This window comes from Aestuariibaculum sp. M13 (assembly GCF_024723255.1).
Classification (GTDB): domain Bacteria; phylum Bacteroidota; class Bacteroidia; order Flavobacteriales; family Flavobacteriaceae; genus Aestuariibaculum; species Aestuariibaculum lutulentum.
This window is the reverse complement of sequence record NZ_JANIAC010000001.1, coordinates 808,853-829,755: the sequence shown is the minus strand read 5'-3', so window position 1 is coordinate 829,755 and position 20,903 is coordinate 808,853. Positions and strand designations below refer to the sequence as shown.

The window sequence follows — 20,903 nt, the reverse complement described above, 5'->3', positions numbered from 1 at the left end:
ATGGAAAAACTAAAATACACATTAGGCAGTTTTTTGCTTTTAGGAGCAGTGCTTTTTAATGTGCAATGTCAACCTAATAAAAAAGTCGAAAAGCAAACCGTTAAAGTTGATTTCGATTTCTCGGGCAGACGCTTATCGGAGGTTCATGATCCGTTGTATAAAGAATGGGTGATTAATGAAGGAACTTTAGATGAGAAAAATTTTGAAGAAGTTACTGTAAAACTGCAAGGCAATTTTAAGTCTAATTGGGTTAAAATTGGCATGAGTGCGCCGCATTATGCGCAATTGGTAAGTGACGGTTTAATTTCAAATGAACCAGTTGAAGTTGTTATTTCAGGATTAAAACCGGGAAAACATAGCTTATTAACATTTCATAATACCTTCGACAAACTTGAAAATAAAGGGATATCGAATCTTAAAATATCTGTAAATGGCCAATTAGTTGAAACGATAACCCCAAGTAACCGTGCGTTTTCAAAAGTTGATGCTGGTACAGCCTATTTAAAGTTTATTGCCGAAGCTAATAAGGATGTTGTTGTTCGTTTTGAAAGTGAAAATAATTCGGATGCATCGGAAATAGTGATTAATGGATTTGAAATTGATACCCCGGATATTAAAAAGCAAGCGAATACGCCTTATCCAGAAAATTTAGATGAACATGTTGTGGTTAAAAATGAGTTGCAATTACAATGGCAATCACCAAAAGGCACAAAGTCGTATCAATTATATTTCGGAGATAATAAAGATGCCGTTTTAAATGCAGATGAATCTTCGGAATTATTTAAAGGTCAATTAACGACCAATAGTTATGAAGTTGGTGATTTATACAGCATGAGCACCTATTACTGGCGTGTTGATGCGATTGATTCCAATGGAGATATAACTCAAGGTAATGTTTGGGCATTCAGACCGGCACAATTGGCGTTTCCGGGAGCCGAAGGTTACGGGCGTTTTGCTATTGGAGGTCGCGGAGGAAAAGTAGTTGAGGTAACCAACTTAAACGATAATGGACCAGGAAGTTTCCGTGAGGCAGTAACTCAGGATATTGGTCCTAGAACTATAGTGTTTAACGTGTCTGGAAATATTAAATTGAAATCTCGTTTAGTTATCAGTCATCCATATATAACTGTAGCAGGGCAAACCGCCCCTGGCGATGGTATTACTATAAGTAGAGCACCTGTTGGTTTAACTGGTGATGAAGGTATTGTTCGTTTTTTACGTGTGCGTATAGGGTCTGGAACAACCTTTGATGGTATGGGGCTTACCGGAGCAAACAATAGTATAATTGATCATTGTTCTATTAGTTGGACTATTGATGAATCGTTTAGCTCTCGTGGAGCGCATCATATTACACTGCAACGCACCTTAATTTCAGAAGCTTTAAACGTTGCTGGTCATGATAAATATGAAGCTGGTAAAATGCATGGTTACGCAGCGACTATTGGCGGCGATATTGGAAGTTTTCATCATAATTTATTAGCGCATAACTACGGAAGAAACTGGAGTATGGGAGGCGGATTAAATGGCGACGGGTTTTACTCAGGGCGTTTAGATATTCGTAATAATGTGGTGTATAACTGGGGGCACCGCACAACCGATGGTGGAGCTAATGAAGTTAATTTTGTTAATAACTACTATAAGCCTGGAGCAGCCACCGATATTTTTGTGGCTTTAACCGCCGATCACGAAGGTGTTGGAAAAGGAAGTCAGCGTTATTATTTTGAAGGTAATGTGATGCCTGGATATTTTGATGAAAACAGTCAGGAAAAAGGAAGACGTTCGCGTATTAAAAACAATGAAATAGTCGATTACGAAACCTTCGTTGATGAGCCGTTTTTTGAATCGTTCGTAAACACGCAATCAGCTAAAGCAGCTTATAAAAACGTGTTGTCCGATGTTGGCGCTATGCAACCGTATTTCGATAGACATGACCAACGAATTATTGATGAAACCCTAAAAGGAACCTATAGTTTTAAAGGAAGTAAAAGTGGGTTGCCGGGTATGATTGATACCGAACTCGATGCTGGCGGATTCCCAGATTATGGTAATGAAACCAGAACTGCCGATTGGGACACCGATCACGATGGTTTACCAAACTGGTGGGAGAACGCTAAAGGTTTCAATGTGAATTCAGTAGCAGGAGATTTTTCAGAAGCAAATAATGATGAAAATAAAGATGGCTTTACAGAATTAGAGCAATATCTTAACTGGATGGCACAACCGCATTATTTTATATCTAAAAACGAAACCTTAGAATTCAATGCAACCGATTATTTTAAAGGTTACGAAAACAAACCAGAATTTCGGTTTTCTCAAGTGATTAATGGTGAAGTCCAATTGGAAGATAGAAAAATCATTTTAACCCCTTTAGAAAAAGGTTTTGCTTCATTCATTATTTCAGTTAAAGATGCTGATGGCGATTCGATGATACGATTGATAAATGTATTTGTGAAATAAAACATATTAACAAATGAAAAATAAAATAGTTTTACTCGGTTTATTTGCAGCGAGTGCTTTGTCTTTTTCTCAGGACAAAGGTTTGGTGGCAAACGCCGATAGTCCGCATACAAAATTGCATAGCGTCAATTTACAGGATGTGCAATGGACAGACGGTTTTTGGAAAGAACAGTACGATGTTGGTGTTAAAATCACCTTGCCTTACATGTGGGATTTGTATCATAACGATTCCATTACCCACGCCTACGCCAATTTTAAAATTGCAGCAGGTTTAGAAAAAGGAAAACACAGTGGGCCTTCATTTCACGATGGCGATTTTTATAAAATTCTGGAAGGTATGGCAGCGGCTTATGCAGTTTCTAAAGACCCAGAATTAGATAAAGAAATGGATGTTGCTATTGCCATGTTTGCAAAGGCACAACGTCAAGATGGTTACATTAATACGCCGGTTTTAATTGAAGAACGTTGGGGGACATTAGGGCCTGAAGAATTACAGAAGCAATTAGGTTTTGAGAAGTATAACATGGGGCATTTAATGACCGCCGCTTGTGTACATTATCGCGCCACCGGAAAAACAAATTTTATGGAGGTGGCTAAAGGTGTTGCCGATTTTTTATACGATTTTTATAAAAAAGCATCGCCGGAATTAGCGCGAAATGCTATTTGTCCGTCGCACTATATGGGCATTGTTGAAATGTATCGCACGGTGAATGATCCCCGTTATTTAGAGTTAGCTAATAACCTGATTGATATTCGCGGCACAACTGATGATGGTACAGACGATAATCAGGATCGTGTGCCATTTAGAGAGCAAACCAAAGCTATGGGACATGCCGTAAGAGCCAATTACTTATATGCCGGTGTAGCCGATTTGTATGCTGAAACAGGCGAAGAAAAATTACTTGAAAATTTAGAGTCAATCTGGGAAGATGTGGTCTATAGAAAAATGTATATCACAGGTGCCTGTGGCGCGTTGTACGATGGCACTTCTCCTGACGGAACTGCTTACGATCCGGCAGTAGTTCAAAAAATACATCAGGCTTATGGGCGTCCGTTTCAATTACCAAATGCAACAGCGCATAACGAAACCTGTGCGAACATAGGTAATGTACTTTGGAACTGGCGTATGTTACAAATTACTGGCGATGCCAAGTATGCCGATATTGTTGAGTTGGCACTTTACAACAGCGTATTGTCTGGCGTGAGTTTAGAAGGGACTGAGTTTTGTTACAATAATCCGTTAAATGTATCGGCAGATTTACCATTTCAACAACGCTGGGGAAGTAAGCGAGTAGGGTATATCGCGTTGTCTAATTGTTGTGCGCCTAACGTAACGCGTACTTTGGCCGAAATTGGAAATTATGCCTATAACTTGTCAGATAATGGGTTGTACGTTAATCTTTTTGGTAGTAATCAATTAAAAACAACAACATCCAAAGGAGATAAATTAGAAATCGAACAGGAAACCAATTACCCTTGGGAGGGAAAAGTGACTTTAAAAATAAGCAAAGCCCCTAAAAAAGACTTTTCAATTTTTGTTAGAATTCCAGGATGGAGTCAAAATGCTGAAATAAAAATAAACGGCGTTGCCTTTACAGGAAAAATCGATTCAGAAAGTTATGCAGTATTAACTCAAAATTGGAAAAAAGGCGATGTTATCGAATTAAATCTGCCTATGCCTGTCGAATTAATGCAAGCCAATCCTTTGGTTGAAGAAACTAAAAATCAGGTAGCCGTAAAACGTGGCCCTCTGGTATATTGCTTAGAATCTGATGACTTATCTGAAAAAGCCGAAATTAATTCCATTGTTTTGGATGTTAATTCAGATTTCGGTGTCAAAAAAGTAAATATCAATTCAAGAGAAGTTGTTGGTATTTCCGCGAAAGCTTTTGTTGAAAATGATGATTGGAAGAATACATTGTATCGTCCTATATCAAAAGATAAAATGAAAATGGATATCACTTTAATTCCATATTATGCTTGGGGAAATCGTAAAAAGGAAGAAATGACAGTTTGGTTGCCATACTGATAAAATTTACAAGTAAGTAAAATCTTTAATTAATTAACGAAAAAGGCTAAAAATATATGTTTTTAGCCTTTTTCTTTTTATCTTTATTTGGTTTCATTTAAAGGCTGTGCCTAGAAATAGAAATGCTTCAAATTTAATGTGTTGATATAATTGACAGGACTTGTTTAAAATTACCATAATCTTGTAATTTTAGTGGTCGAACAATGCATAATCAGACGGTTTTAGTGTTGTTAAACGCCTTCGAGCGATGTATTTTATAATAAAAATTAGGTGTAATTTAAGTAACCTTATTTTCTTTAATATTCAAGTGTTTGTGTAGTGTGTTGTTTTATAGTTATTTACGATTTTAAATCATCAAATACATAAAAAATGATTTATAAAATCGGCCGACGTTCAAAAATAACAGTTAAATATTGTTAAAATCATAATATTAGCGCAATTATTGTTAAGGTCGATTCTCTCGATAAGCCAAACGAATTAAATAATAAATTAAACTAAACAAGTATGAAAAAAACATTTACAAATTTATGTATGTTGTTGCTATTTAGTTTGGCATTTATGTCAGCTTCATTTGCTCAGGATACTAATAGTAAAAAAGCTGTTACAGGAACAGTAGTAGATCCGATGGGTGTGCCTTTACCAGGGGTAAACATCGTGGAAAAAGGAACTACTAATGGTGTGGTAACTAATTTTGATGGGGAATTTGTAATCTCTGTTAATGAAGAAGCTACACTGGTGCTTTCATTTGTAGGAATGAAAACATCTGAGATTTCTGTAAAAGGCACAACTACAGTTAATGTAACCTTACAAGAAGATACTGCTTCTTTAGATGAGGTTGTTGTTGTTGGGTACGGTGCTCAAAAAAGGGAAAATTTAACAGGAGCTATTGCTACAATTAAACCGGAAGACGTACAGGATTTACCAGTATCAAACTTAGCAGAAGCTTTAGTTGGTCAGGTTCCTGGGGTTAATGTTTCTGGTGGTTCTTCGCGTCCTGGAGAAGCTGCAACGATTCAAATTCGTCAGACATTTGGTTTTTCTAAAGACGGAAACACAACGTTGCCTTTGGTAGTGATAGATGATATGGTACAGGTTGATCCAGATTCAGGGTTACCTACATTAGAGACCTTTAATAGATTAGATCCATCAGAGATTGAAAGTATTACAGTGTTAAAGGATGCTTCTGCTGCGATTTATGGTTCTCGTGCTTCTCAGGGAGCAATTGTTGTTAAGACAAAACGCGGAAAAGCAGGTAAAACTAGTTTTAGCTATAACAGTCAGTTCGCGTTTAACGATGCTGTAAGTCATTCTAAAACGATGAATGCTTACGATTATGGAGTATGGATGAATCGTTATTTAAGAACAGATAATAGAGATAGCGATGGAAGAAACCTTTTCTCTGCTGATGAGTTAGAAGAAATGAAATCTTTAGATTACGATTGGTTAGATAAAGCATGGTCTAGTGCAAGTCAGCAAAGACATTCACTTACAGTTAGTGGTGGTAATGATAAAGCGACTTATTTTGCTGGAGCAACTTATTTTACGCAGGATGCCAACTTAGGTAATCAGGATTTTAATAAATGGAATTTCAGAACCGGAGTGAATGCTAAGATTACAGATAACCTAGATTTATCAGCTTCGGTATCAGGAAATATTGGTTCGGTTGAAAAATCGTTTACCAAATCGATTTCATTAAATGATGGAAGTTACGGGTCTTTAACCAGTGGAGAACAAGCAGATTATGGTGTATTATTACACATGCCTAAATATGTGCCATGGGATACTACAGTTAATGGAGAGACTTATTGGATGTCTCCATTCCCAAGAACAGATCGTAACTTGGGTAGTGCCAATACAAACCGTACAATTGCAGGATGGAACTATTTTGCAACTTTAGATAATGGATCTAAACAAATTGAAGACGATAATACGTTTAACGTAAATATGTCGATAAATTATAAAGTACCGTTTATTGACGGATTATCTTTAAAAGGAACGTTCTCTAGAAATCAAAGTTCATCTTATACAGAGCAAATTCAGTTGCCATATGAGTTAGCTAGAATTAAAAATTACAATAGTGAAGGTAATCACTTAGCAAGTGCTGCTGAGGATAATGATTACACTATTCAAACAAATACTCAAAGATCAAGAGTATATTATAACAATAATAACAGTAAAAGCACACAAGCGAACTTCTTTGTGAACTATGCCAAAAAGTTTGGTGATCACGATGTAAGTGCTATGTTTGGTGTAGAACGTTCTGAGTCTGAATACAAAAGTACTCGTTTAGCTTTTGAAGGAACTTCAGGAGATTATTTAGGAACTTACCAAACTGCAGGTGAGATTAGTGATAACTCAACCGCGTTAAAAGGGGAATCTGGAACTTTATCTTATTTAGGTCGTGTTAACTATAGCTATAAAGATAAATACTTATTACAATTATTATTCCGTAGTGATGCTTCTACGAAGTTCGCACCAGAAAACTACTGGGGCTTTTTCCCATCAGCTCAGGTTGGTTGGATCATGTCTAGAGAAAACTGGTTTGAAGATGCCTTACCATGGGTAGATTATTTTAAAGTACGTTACTCTGTTGGTAAAACAGGTAAAGATAATATCAAAGCTTGGAGATGGGCACAGTACTACGATATTTATACCAATAAAGGATGGCAGTTTGGATCTGACGGAGGTACTTTAGGTGGAGGTTTAACACCTCAGGTTAACCCGAACAGAAACGTAAAATGGGATACAACTATAAAACATAATATCGGTTTCGATGCTAATGTTTTAGATAACAGATTACGTTTAACAATGGATTATTATTACGATAAGACTACAGACATGTTAACTAATATGGCGAGTTCTGCTGGTGTACCAATTTCAGTTGGTGGTGGTTTTGCCGAGCAAAATTATGCTGCAGTTAATGCTTGGGGTGCTGAGTTTAGTTTAAACTGGAGCGATAACATCAAAGAAGACTTTAGTTATAACGTAGGGGTTAACTTCGGATTTAATAATAATGAAGTTAAAAAGTATCCGGAACAAGCTCTTGTTCATCCTTCAAACAATATCACTCAGGAAGGATCTTCATTGATTTTCCCGGCTTGGGGTTTCAAAACCTGGAAAGGAACATCTACAGGAGATGGTATTTTAAGAACGGACGAAGATATTGCTAACTACTGGGATTATTTAACAGGATTAGCTACCGCTGCCGGTACAGATCCTAGTTACTTAGGAATTAACACTGTAGATGGTATTAGAAAAGGGATGTTAGCTTACCAGGATATAGGAGGAGCGTTCAATAGTGAAGACGGAACTCAAGAAGGACCTAACGGAAGAATTGATCGCAACTTAGATTACGTAAAATTAGTAAACAAGAACAGAAGTTACGGTTTCACAACTAATTTAGGAGCAAGATATAAAGGCTTGTACTTAAGATCTCAAATTAGCACAACTTGGGGTGGTCTTCGTATGATTGACATTGTTAAACAAGGAACATCGTCTTCGCACAATATGTGGGCTCACGAAAGTTACTGGACAGACATGTATGATGAAACAGATAATGTAGATGGTAAATATCCTAGTTTAGTATTCTACGATCAAATCTCGGCTCCATCAGATTTCTGGAAATTAGATACGTTCCGTTGTTTTGTTAAAAACTTAACTGTAGGATATGAGTTACCAAAGGATATCATGTCTCAAATGAGTATTTCTAAGGCTACGATTGGTATTACAGGTAATAACCTTTGGGATTTCTACAATCCGTATCCGAAAAAGTACCGTAACATGTATGATAACTCATATGAGAGATACCCGACACTTAGAACTTGGACAGTTAACTTAAGTGTGTCATTCTAATAAAAATATGCGAAGAATTATGAAAACAAAAATAAATAGATATATAGCCTTAGCACTTTTATTAGTAGTAGGTGCTTCATGTAGCGACAATTTTTTGGAAGAAAAAAGACAGTTCGGAAAATATGACGATACATTTTACGAAAGTCAGGAACGCGTAGATTGGTATATAAATAACGTGTACTACGATTATTTCGCTGGGTATACGAGCCCTTTATCAACTATTGTAGGATCTTATTCTCAAACAAATTCACGTTTAACTGAGGAAATAGGAGGAGTACAAGATTTAATTAATCCAACAATAACTTTGGTAAATGCCGATGATGGTTCAGGTTACTATGGTAGTAAATTAGAGAATAAGGTTAAAAATGAGCCTTACCACAGAATTAGAGACATTAATACATTTTTAGAAGAAATTGATGTTTTAGGAGGTGGATTAGATGAAGATTATCGTGATCAAGCTAAAGGGCAAATGTATTATTTAAGAGCTCTTCAGTATTTCGATTTAATGCGAGTTTATGGTGGTGTACCTGTTGTAACAACAGTACAGGATGCATCAGCGACAGATGAGAGTATTAAATTACCTCGAGCAAGTGTTTCAGAAGTAGTGGCTCAAATCGTTGAAGATTTCGATATGGCTGCTAGCTTATTACCAGGAAACTGGGATGCTTCAGATTATGGACGTTTTACTCGTGGTGCAGCGTTGGCTCAAAAAGCAAGAGTGTTATTAACTTATGCGAGCCCATTATTTAATACAGCTTGGGATAGTTCAACAGAGCGTTGGCAGGCCGCTTTAGAAGCTGGTTTAGCTGCAGAAACACAGTTATCTGCAGATGGTTATGGCTTATATGGAACTTCTGCTAAAGACTGGCAGGATATGTTCCTAATCGATAACTCATTTTGTTCAGAAGCTATTACTGTTCAAATGTTAGGAAATGGAAATAATACAAGTATTTTAAATAATTCTTGGGAAAACAGCATTCGTTTAACGAGTCAAGCAGGTAGTGGTGGATTAGCAGCTCCAAAAGAAATGATTGATTTATTTCCAATGGCTGATGGTTCTAAACCTACTTCTGCTAATGGTTATGATGAGCTTTTATTCTTTGTTAATCGTGATCCTAGATTTTATAGAACATTTGCTTTCTCAGGAAGTAAATGGGGATATAAAGATAATGCAGATCAAACAGTTTGGGCTTACCGTTGGTTAGATGATGCTGAAACAGTATACTATAGCGATAATAATCAAGTATCTAGTCCGGCATTCGTACGTAAAATGTCAGATGTTAATGAGAGTAACGATAATTTCCAGTATTCAGGAACAGATATTTTTGAATACCGTTACGCAGAGTTATTATTAAATATAGCTGAAGCTTATGCGGGTTTAGGAGATACAGCAAACTGTTTAACTTATTTAGGTAAAGTTAGAAATCGTGTAGGTATTCCATCAACAAATAACTACGGAATAGGAACTTTAGCAGATAAATATGCGGCTATTAATGCGTGTCTGTATGAGCGTCAAATCGAATTAGCTTATGAAGGTAAACGTTTCTGGGATGTACAACGTTGGATGTTATACAATGATGATGCTTCAGCAAACAATACTACTTGTGCAACTTTAGGTGTAACACCATTAAATGGAACTCAACGTACAGGTCATTATTTAGAATATAACGCAGTTGCAACTAGCGACAATCCTTTAGCTGGTACGATTGATGCTATTTTTGTTGATCCAGATGCTGCAGACTTCGATACTCAGATTCAAAATTTAGCAACGATTTATACAAATAATTTTGTGCTAGCAGAATTAGAAAATCCAATGGATAATGTTAATGGAACTGCGGTTCAAATCGATTGGAAACAAAATTATTACATCATGGGACTTCAAACGAGTGTGTTGAGTCAAAACCCTTGGTTGGAACAAACCATAGGATGGAAAGATGCTACAGGTTCTGAAGGAACTTTCGATTATCAAAATTAATTTTAGAAGAAATGCTCGTTATTTATCGAGCATTTCTTTTTAAACCGTTTGTTTTAATGAATTAAATTAAATACCTGTGTTTTTTCTAGTAAATACAGGTATTTTTTTTCAAAATCAATTAAACCTTTGTGCAATATAAGTGTCTTAAAAACACATAACCTTTAAACAGAATATTGTACAACAATAACAAAGAAAATAGATGATGAAAAAGAGTAATATCCTATTAGTAGCTTTATCATTGTTAGTGGGGAATGCGTATGCACAATACCCTAAACTTACAGATGACGATAAAGCCAAAGAAGAAGCTATAAAAGCGGAAGCCTATAAGCATTCTGATGAAGCTTGGGAAAAGGCAAAAATTATAGTTCAAAAAGAAGCCAGAGAAGGTAAACCTTATATTCCGTGGGCGGGTAGACCAACCGATTTGCCACAAGCAGAAATTCCTGCTTTCCCAGGAGCCGAGGGTGGAGGTATGTACACTTACGGTGGTCGTGGTGGTGAAGTTTACACGGTAACAAGTCTTGCTGACGATGGGCCAGGTTCCCTAAGAGAAGCTTGTGAAAAAGGTGGAGCAAGAACCATTGTTTTTAATGTAGCAGGGATTATTAAACTAGAAACGCCTTTAATTATTCGTGCGCCATATATCACTATTGCTGGGCAAACAGCACCAGGTGATGGTATTTGTGTGGCCGGTGAGTCAGTTTGGATTGATACCCACGATGTAATTATTCGTCATATGCGTTTTCGCAGAGGAGAAACTTTTGTGGGGCGTCGTGATGATGCCATCGGAGGAAATCCTGTCGGAAATATCATGTTAGATCACATCTCAGCAACCTGGGGATTAGATGAAAATATGTCTATTTACAGACACATGTATAGTCCAGGAGCCGATTATAAAGATGAGAAAAAGCCTACCGTAAATATTACCATACAAAACAGTTTATTTGGTGAAGCTTTAGATACATATAACCATGCGTTTGGTAGTACTTTAGGAGGTGAAAACTGTTCGTTTATGAGAAATATGTGGGCGAACAATGCAGGAAGAAACCCTTCAATTGGATGGAATGGAATTTTTAATTTTGTAAATAATGTGATGTTTAACTGGGTACACCGTTCTATTGATGGTGGAGATTACACAGCAAAATACAACATCATTAACAACTACTACAAACCAGGACCGTTAACGCCAAAAGATGAACCGATAAGTTACCGTATTTTAAAACCAGAAGCGGGTAGAAGTAAGTTAGATACTATGGTTTACGGTCGTGCATATGTAAAAGGAAATATTGTAGAAAATAATGCAAAAATTACTGCAGATAACTGGGCAGGTGGTGTGCAAATTGAAGGTAAAGATGGTGAGCTTTTAGATTACCAAGGAGCAAAACCATATTTCGATTATATGAATGCCAGTAGACCATTCCCGATGCCTTGGTTTCGTGAAATTATGGATGCCGATAAAGCCTTTGATTACGTAACAGAACACGTTGGGGCAACGCTTCCTATTCGTGATGTTGTAGATCAAAGAATTGTTAGAACGGTTAAGACAGGAAAACCTGAATATGTTGAAGGTTTAGACCCAGATTCGTTTTATCAATTCAAGCACCGTCGTTTAGCAAAAGATTCATATAAACACGGTATCATTACCGATATCGCTCAGGTAGGTGGTTACCCTGAATACAAAGGAACACCTTATGTTGATACCGATAAAGATGGTATGCCAGATGCTTGGGAGAAAAAATACGGATTAAATCCAAATGACTATTCTGATGCTAAAGGAGATTTAAATAACGATGGTTACACTAACATTGAGTCTTACATCAACGGCATTAATCCTAAGAAAAAAGCAGATTGGAAAGATCTTAAAAACAATAAAGAAACATTAACGGAGCCTTTATTAAAATAGGCTTCGTTACTTCTTAAAAAGTTCAAAAAAATTAAACTAAAAACATATGTTGATTAAACGATTAAGCATAGGAGTATTGTTTGTTGCATTAGCTTTTGGAACAGCATCTGCTCAACAATATCTAGATCCGGAATATATTAAAGTAACTAAAGAACGTGGGGCTAAAATAGTTGATGGATTAGAGTTAAATGATCCGGCTAAAGAAGAAGCTGTTACTGAAATTATCGCGAAACAATATCAGAATTTAAGCAAGCTTCAAGACGAACGTGATGCTAAAATTGAAGACATTAAAAAGAGCGACTTAGCAAAAGACAAGCAAGATAAAAAGATTGAAAAAGCGAAAGCTAAATCAGAAAAATCAATAGATAAATTACATAAATCTTATGTGAAGCAATTGTCATCTCAGTTAACCGAAGAGCAGGTTGATGGGGTTAAAGATGGCATGACTTACGGTGTGTTACCAAAAACCTACAAAGCGTTTCTTGAAATGATTCCTACTTTATCAAAAGAAGAGCAGGATTACATTTATAACAATCTTAAGGAAGCGAGAGAGCATGCCATGGACGGTGGTTCTTCAAAAGAAAAACACGCTTGGTTTGGTAAATACAAAGGAAGAATAAACAATTATTTATCAGCGAGAGGCTACGACCTTGAAAAGGAGCGTGATGGATGGTACCAACGCATTGAAGAAGCAAAGAAAAAGTAATTTTTTTCTTTAAATATTAAACCAAAAACTAAATATCAATATGTATAGCATAACTAAAAATAAGGCACTAAAATATGCACTTACAGTAGTGTCTTTTTGTTCACTGGTTCAAACGGCACAGGCACAGTATCCTGATATACCTCATGAACTTCAGGCAAAAACCGATTCTGTTTTAGCTTTAGAAGAAAAAAGACTCAACGATATTTGGCAGAAAAATTATCACATTATTGAATCTGAAGCTAAACAAGGAAAGCCTTATATTCCGTGGGCTGCTTATCCGGCAGATTTAGTTCAGGCCGAAATTCCTGCATTCCCCGGAGCCGAAGGTGGTGGTGCTTTCACGCAAGGTGGCCGCGGAGGAAAAGTATTTGTGGTTACCAGTTTAGCCGATAGCGGACCTGGAACCTTACGTGAAGCTTTAGAAGCAGTGGGTTCAAGAACCGTTGTGTTTAATGTGGCTGGAATTATTCAGTTAGAAAAACCTATCAGCGTTCGCGCACCTTACATTACAATTGCCGGACAAACTGCACCTGGCGATGGTATTTGTGTTGCTGGTGAATCTATCCTTTTAGATACACACGATATCATTATCCGCTACATGCGTTTCCGTCGTGGTGCTACCGATGTCACTCGTAGAGATGATGGTTTAGGCGGAAATGTAATAGGAAATGTTATTGTCGATCACTGTTCGGTGAGCTGGGGATTAGACGAAAATATTTCATTGTACAGACACCAGTTTCAAGCGAATGAAAAGTCGAAGTTGGAAAAATTACCAGCCGTAAATGTAACCATTCAAAATACCATTTCATCGGAAGGTTTAGATACGTATAACCACGCATTTGGTAGTACTATTGGTGGGTTGAATAGCACATTTATTCGTAACTTGTGGGCTAATAATATTTCCAGAAATCCTTCAATTGGTATGTATGGTAGTTTCAACTTTGTTAACAACGTATTATTTAACTGGTGGAATCGCTCTTTAGATGGTGGAGATTACCGATCTATGTTCAATATCGTTAACAACTATTTCAAACCAGGACCAATAACTCCAACCGATGAGCCTATCCGTTACAGAATTTTAAAACCAGAATCTGGGTATAAAGTGCCAAAAGGTTATGGGCGTGCTTATGTAGCTGGTAATATCACAGAAGGTTCACCGGAAGTGACAAAAAACAACTGGAATGGTGGTATTCAGTTAGAAAATCGTTCGTTAAATGAGGCTCAAGATGATTTAGAATTTATCAAACAAGATAAACCATTCCCGATGGCGCATATAACTATGATGGAAGCTGATGAAGCTTACGAATATGTGTTAGACCATGTGGGAGCAACATTACCAAAACGTGATGCGGTTGACGAGCGTGTGATTAAAACGGTTAGAACTGGAAAAGTTGAATACAAAGATGGTCTTGAAAATACCATTGGAAAAGAATTTATTAAAAGACGTTTACCTGCCGATTCTTATAAAAAAGGCATCATCACACATCCAGATCAGGTTGGTGGATATCCTGAGTATAAAGGAAAAGCTTACAAAGATTCAGATGGCGATGGAATTTCAGATAAATGGGAGAAAAAATATGGTTTAAATCCGAAGGATCCTTCTGATGCAAATCAGGATTTAAACGGTGATGGTTATACAAATATTGAAAAATACATTAACGGTATCGACCCTACTAAAAAAGTAGATTGGACAAAATCTGAAAATAACGGCGATACTTTATCAGAACGATTATTACAATAAAATAGCAGATTCATAATGAGTTTTATTGGGTTAAAAAATACAGGGCTTTATCTTCAGGGTAAAGTCCTTTTGTCGAGTTTAGCGATATGTTTAGTGTCTAATGTTGCAGTTGCTCAGGCGTCTTTTCCAGATATCATAAAAGATAAAAATGGAAAGGTTCAGCATATTGCCGATAGCTTAGGGAATCAGATTCCTGATTTTTCTTATGCTGGTTATATGGCGTCTGAAAAAGCGATTCCAATGGTCGATGCTAAAATTTTTGTACCTAATCAAACTGAAGATGCTACCAAAACCATTCAGGCAGCGATTGATTATGTGAGTCAGTTAAAACCTGATGCTAACGGTTTCCGTGGAGCCGTACTTTTAGACAAAGGCACTTTTAAACTTAGCGGAACTCTATATTTAAAAACATCGGGTGTTGTGCTTCGCGGAAGCGGAAACGAAGACAATCAGACCGTATTGTTAGGAACTGGTTTAAAACGTGAAGCTTTGGTGAGCGTTTTAGGTATTGATAACCGTACTTACGCCGATACGTTAGCATTTAAAACAACATATACACCGCTTGGTGCTCAAAAAATTCAATTACAGAATACTTCAAAATTAAAAGCTTCCGACGAGATTATCATTCGCCAGCCTTTAACCGATAAATGGATTAAGACTTTAGGCATGGATTTCTTTGGAGCTGAAACCGGTTGGATAGGATGGAAAACCCGGGATTTCGACATCACCTGGAACCGTGTTGTAAAACAAATTAATGGTAGCGAGGTAACGTTAAGTGCACCGCTAACCATGACTTTAGATGATACTTACGGAAAACCGGAAGTTATAAAATATAGCTGGACAGGTCGAATTGAAAACGTAGGTGTCGAAAATATTAACATGCAGTCAACCTTCAATCCGGAGAACGAGAAGGACGAAGAACACCGCTGGTTTGGTATTAGTTTGGCGAATGTGAAAAATGCCTGGGTACGTCAGGTAAGCTTTAAATATTTTGCAGGTGGAGCCGTAGCCATTTTAAAAACAGCACAACAAATCACTGTTGAAGATTGTATCGCTACCGAACCTGTTTCAGAAATTGCAGCTTTTAGAAGGCATACATTTTACACAGAAGGACAACAAACCTTATTTCAGCGTTGTTATTCCGAATACGGATATAACGATTTTGCTGTTGGAGGTTTAGGAACTACCGGACCAAATGCTTTCGTGCAATGTCATTCGTATTTGCCATACAGTAACAGTGGTGCTATTGGATCCTGGGCAACAGGAGTTTTGTTCGATGTGTCTTACGTCGATGGTCAGGGCATTAATTATAACAATAGAGAACAAACTGGTCGTGGTGCTGGTTGGACGGCAGCTAATAGTGTATTTTGGGAAACTTCAGCTTCAAAAATATTAAACTATAGTCCTCCAACAGCACAGAATTGGGCATTTGGTGTCTGGGGAGGCATTATGGGCGGAAATGGGCATTGGAAAGATGTAAATAACCATATTACGCCAAGAAGTTTATTCTATGCGCAGTTAGAAAACCGACTGGAAAAACTACCAATGCATCCGTTTGTATACGATATGGGTTCAGAGCCAACCTCAAGTCCGACGGTAGATGAAGCTCAGGTGTTAACTCAGGAGGCTTTAATTCCGGTAATGAGCATGCCGCAATGGATTCAACAATCTTCAGAAGCCAATCCGATACCGGTAAATGCTTCAAAATTAAAATCGGTAACCGATTTAAAATTAAAATCTGAAGATAAAACCTCAGAAAAAGGCACTGTAAAAATCGTAAATGGAAAACTAACCTTTAACGGGAAATTTATTGCCGGAAATCAACAAACGGTTGAATGGTGGCGTGGTAGTTTACGTAATCATGATTTAAATAATTCAAGACCTCATGTGACGCGTTTTGTTCCGGGAAGAACAGGAACAGGTTTTACCGACAATTTAAATGAGGTTGTTGATTACTTTAACCAGAATAACATTATTGCTTTAGAGCACAACTATGGTTTATGGTATGAACGTCGTATGGACGACCATGAGCGTACACGCAGAATAGATGCCGATGTGTGGCCACCGTTTTACGAGCAGCCTTTTGCAAGAACTGGGCAAGGTTTAGCTTGGGATGGCTTAAGTAAATACGACTTAACAAAATTCAACGATTGGTACTGGAATCGTTTAGACCGTTTTGCCGATTTAGCGGAAGCTAATGGCCAGTTGCTAATTAATCAGCAGTATTTTCAGCATAACATTATCGAAGCCGGAGCGCATTGGTCGAGTTCGCCTTGGCGTTCTATTAACAACGTAAACGGAACAGGATTCCCTGAACCACCACCTTATGCAGGCGATAAGCGTATTTTTATGGCAGAACAGTTCTACGATGTCACTAATGAAAACCGAAGAAAACTTCACGAAGGCTTCATTAGAAAATCTTTAGAAAATTTCGCTGATAACAGCAATGTTATTCAGTTTACAAGTGCTGAATATACCGGACCACTTCATTTCATGGAATTCTGGTTGGATGAAGTTAAAAAATGGGAACACGAAACCGGAAAAACCGGTATTATAGGATTAAGCGCGACTAAAGATGTTCAGGATGCTATTTTAAAAGATGCATCTAGAGTTAATATTGTCGACTTAATTGATATCCGTTACTGGCATTACAGACAAGACGGAACAGCTTATGCTCCCGAAGGTGGTAAAAATTTAGCACCACGTCAGCATGCGCGTAAAATGAAAACCGGTAAAGAAACTGAAGAGCAAATTTATCGTGCCGTTAGTGAGTATCGCGAAGCATACCCAAATAAAGCGGTTTTGTATTCTACTATGGCTTCACCTCGTTTTGGCTGGCCTGTTCTTATGGCTGGGGGGTCGTTGCCAAATATTCCATTTATAAATATCGATGGGTTTTATCAGGATTTAACCAACATGACTGTTAATGAAACTCAGGATTTAAATAGTGATATCTGGTCTTTAGAAGATGCTGGAAAAGCATATTTATTTTATCTAAGACATGTTGAAACCGTAGAAATCGACTTAACCAGTTACAGCGGAAAGTTTGACGTGTTCTGGATCGATTCCGGTAACGGCGAAGTTATTTCAACAACCAGTATAAAAGGTAAATCGAGGCACCAGTTAAAAAAGCCACAAACCAACAAAGCAGAATTAGTAGTTTACATTAGAAAGAAATAATTATTTATAAAAGATGAAAAAGCGAACAACAAAACTATTTAGGGGGTTATCTATTTTAGGAATGATAGCGGTCATGGTTTCTTGTAAAGGAAATCAGGAAAAGAAAGTAGAAGAAGTAGTCATAGCAGAGGCAAATATGCCGAATATTGAGGTTTCAGAAAATGGACATTATTTTCAAACCGAAGATGGAAAACCGTTTTTCTATTTAGGAGATACAGGTTGGTTAGCTTTTAACAAATTGAATAGAGAGGAATTAGGTGTTTACTTTAAAGACCGTAAGGACAAAGGGTATAACGTTATTCAAATCATGACCATTCATTCGTTAAATGCGGCGAACGTGTATGGTGATTCGGCTTTAGTAAATAAAGACTTGTCGAAACCCTTAGTAACCGAAGGGAACGATTTCAATAATGAGGAAGCTTACGATTTCTGGGATCATGTTGATTATGCTTTAGATGTTGCTAAAGAAAACGATTTATATTTAGGCATGGTGCCAATCTGGGGTTCTCCGGTAACCGCAGGAGAGGTGAGCATCGAGCAGGCTAAGGCTTACGCTAACTTTTTAGCAGAGCGTTTTCAAGATCGCGATAACATTATTTGGCTAGTTGGAGGGGATACCTTTGGTAATCAAAATACCGAACTTTGGAATGCTATCGGAAGCATTTTAAAAGCAAAAAATCCAAAGCGCATGGTAACCTTTCACCCACGTGGTCGTACCGATTCCTCTGATGATTTTCATAACGTAAGCTGGTTAGATTTTAATATGTTTCAATCGGGTCACCGTCGTTACGATCAGGATGATACCGAACGTAATTACGGCGAAGATAACTACAAATTTGTTAATGTCGATTTCAACTTAAAACCAACAAAACCAACCTTAGATGGTGAGCCTTCATACGAAGGAATTCCTCAAGGGTTACACGATACCTTACAACCACATTGGAAAGCTAAAGACCTACGTCGTTACGGTTATTGGTCTGTTTTTGCAGGTGCAGCAGGATTCACCTACGGAAACAACCACATCATGCAAATGCATGCCAATCACAAAATTCCTGAAGCTTACGGAAGTAAAACCTATTGGGTTGATGCTTTAAACGATCCGGGAGCAGGACAAATGGTTCATTTAAAGGATTTAATGTTAAAATTCGATTATTTCAACCGTATTCCTGATAGTGCTTTAGTAGCCAATCAAGGTGAAAAATACGATTATATTGCTGCAACACGTGGTAACGATTACGCTTTGTTTTATACCTATACCGGACGAACTATAAAAGCAAATATGGGCATTATTGAAGGTGGAGAAATTGAGGCGTCTTGGTATAATCCTTCAACTGGAGAAACAACTTCGGTTGGAACGTTTAAAAATGAAGGTGTTTTAGATTTTGATGCGCCTGGAGAACAAGAGGAAGGAAACGATTGGGTATTGGTTTTAACGACTAAAAAATAAGAGATATTATGAGAAAATTAGCTTTAATATTTTGTGTTTTAGTTTCAGCATTGGGTTGGGCTAATAACGGCTGGTTTAATATTTTAGAACTCGGCGGAAATAACAAAGGAGAATTATGTACAGAAGCCATTCAAGGGGCGATAGATAAAGCTTCAGAATTTGGTGGCGGAACCGTTTATTTTCCTGCGGGTGAATATTTAACCGGAGCTTTAACCTTAAAAAGCAATATTGTTTTACATGTTGAAGCTGGCGCTTTAATAAAATTTTCAACCAATTTCGACCACTATTTACCATTTATGGAAGTGCGTTGGGAAGGTACGGTAATTCAGACATTTAAGCCCTTATTACACGCACGCGATGCAAAAAACATTACCATCACCGGTCGTGGAACTATTGATGGGCAAGGTCGTGCCTGGTGGGAGGAAATCTGGCGTATTGAGTCGGCTAAAGAAAAATTAGAACCGACGAAATATCAAAAAATGACTGAAGAAGCTAACGGCCATATTCAAACGGCTGATTATTACAAAAGAACAAGAAGTTACCTGTTTCACCGTCCGCCATTATTTCAGGCGTTTAAATGTGAAGATATCACTATCCAAGGTGTAACCATTCAAAATTCCCCATTCTGGACGATCAATCCTGCGTTTTGTAATAACATCACCATAGATAATGTGTCAATTTACAATCCGTATTCACCAAATACCGATGGAATCAATCCAACGTCATGTAAAAATGTGCGCATTTCCAACTGCCATATTAGTGTTGGAGACGATTGTATTACCATTAAATCGGGGCGTGATGCCGATGGTAGAAAATGGGCAACACCAACCGAAAACGTTACCATTACAAACTGTACTATGTTAAGTGGTCACGGTGGTGTGGTTATTGGAAGTGAAATGTCTGGAAGTATCAAAAAAATTACGATTGCAAATTGCGTGTTCGATGGAACAGACAGAGGTATCCGATTAAAAGCAGCTCGTGGTCGTGGTGGTGTAGTTGAAGATATTCGCGTATCGAATGTGGTGATGAACAACATTCAAAAGGAGGCGTTTATGTTCAACTTATTCTATGATAAAAATACGGTTGAAGAACCTGTTTCAGAGCGTACGCCAATTTTTAGAAATATTCATATCAGTAATGTAACGGCAACCAACGTAAATACGGCTGGCCGCGTGATAGGAATTCCTGAAATGCCAATTCATAATTTATCATTTACCAATATCAACATCGAGGCAGAGCAAGGGTTTTCGGTAACTACGGCTCGCGATATTGAGTTTCACGATGTAAAAGTAAATGCCTCTATTGGTTCGGCTTTTAAAGTTGAAGAGTCCAGCAATATTATTCTAGATCACGTGTCTACGCAAACGCCAATTAAAGATACGCCGGTGGTAAAGATTAATAACGTTTCAAATGTGTTGTTAAATAATAATTTTCCAATGCAACCAACCGATGTGTATGTTGAAGTTGAAGGAGAGAATACCAAAGGTGTATTCATGAAAAATAATGTTTTTGAAAACGTGAAGACACCTTTAAAAAAAGGAAAAGAAGTAAAAGCTAAAATTACTGTTGAGTAATTTCTGGTAAATAATAGGTTTAAAATAGTTGTTTGTCAT

At 37.4% G+C, this 20,903-nt stretch carries 10 protein-coding genes; all 10 read left to right on the top strand.

All coding sequences use genetic code 11. The features are described from left to right. The 10 genes from NO995_RS03655 to NO995_RS03610 all read left to right on the top strand — a co-directional run bounded on the left by NO995_RS03655 (position 1) and on the right by NO995_RS03610 (position 20,864). Positions 1 to 2,457, top strand: a complete 2,457-nt coding sequence (locus tag NO995_RS03655; RefSeq protein ID WP_258226306.1) for a fibronectin type III domain-containing protein — start codon at positions 1 to 3, stop codon at positions 2,455 to 2,457. Between the two features lie 13 nt (positions 2,458 to 2,470). Continuing rightward, positions 2,471 to 4,486, top strand: coding sequence for a glycoside hydrolase family 127 protein (locus NO995_RS03650; RefSeq protein WP_258226305.1), 2,016 nt, complete (start codon positions 2,471 to 2,473; stop codon positions 4,484 to 4,486). Positions 4,487 to 4,990: 504 nt separating this feature from the next. Continuing rightward, on the top strand, positions 4,991 to 8,338 hold the full coding sequence (locus tag NO995_RS03645) for a TonB-dependent receptor (RefSeq protein ID WP_258226304.1): 3,348 nt from the start codon (positions 4,991 to 4,993) through the stop codon (positions 8,336 to 8,338). Between the two features lie 19 nt (positions 8,339 to 8,357). Continuing rightward, positions 8,358 to 10,313, top strand: coding sequence for a RagB/SusD family nutrient uptake outer membrane protein (locus NO995_RS03640; RefSeq protein ID WP_258226303.1), 1,956 nt, complete (start codon positions 8,358 to 8,360; stop codon positions 10,311 to 10,313). Between the two features lie 199 nt (positions 10,314 to 10,512). Further along, positions 10,513 to 12,216, top strand: coding sequence for a polysaccharide lyase (locus tag NO995_RS03635; RefSeq protein ID WP_258226302.1), 1,704 nt, complete (start codon positions 10,513 to 10,515; stop codon positions 12,214 to 12,216). Between the two features lie 46 nt (positions 12,217 to 12,262). Beyond that, positions 12,263 to 12,922, top strand: a complete 660-nt coding sequence (locus tag NO995_RS03630; protein WP_258226301.1) for a DUF3826 domain-containing protein — start codon at positions 12,263 to 12,265, stop codon at positions 12,920 to 12,922. 40 nt (positions 12,923 to 12,962) lie between these two features. Continuing rightward, positions 12,963 to 14,663 (top strand): polysaccharide lyase, encoded by a 1,701-nt coding sequence (locus NO995_RS03625; RefSeq protein ID WP_258226300.1) that lies wholly within the window; start codon positions 12,963 to 12,965, stop codon positions 14,661 to 14,663. A gap of 15 nt (positions 14,664 to 14,678) precedes the next feature. Next, a complete protein-coding gene (locus tag NO995_RS03620; RefSeq protein WP_258226299.1) occupies positions 14,679 to 17,843 on the top strand; it encodes a DUF6298 domain-containing protein in 3,165 nt (1,054 codons plus the stop codon). Positions 17,844 to 17,856: 13 nt separating this feature from the next. Then, positions 17,857 to 19,290, top strand: a complete 1,434-nt coding sequence (locus tag NO995_RS03615; protein WP_258226298.1) for a glycoside hydrolase family 140 protein — start codon at positions 17,857 to 17,859, stop codon at positions 19,288 to 19,290. Between the two features lie 8 nt (positions 19,291 to 19,298). Continuing rightward, the gene (locus NO995_RS03610; protein ID WP_258226297.1) at positions 19,299 to 20,864 is read left to right on the top strand and encodes a glycoside hydrolase family 28 protein; all 1,566 of its coding nucleotides are present in this window, start codon (positions 19,299 to 19,301) and stop codon (positions 20,862 to 20,864) included. Positions 20,865 to 20,903 lie beyond the last annotated feature (39 nt).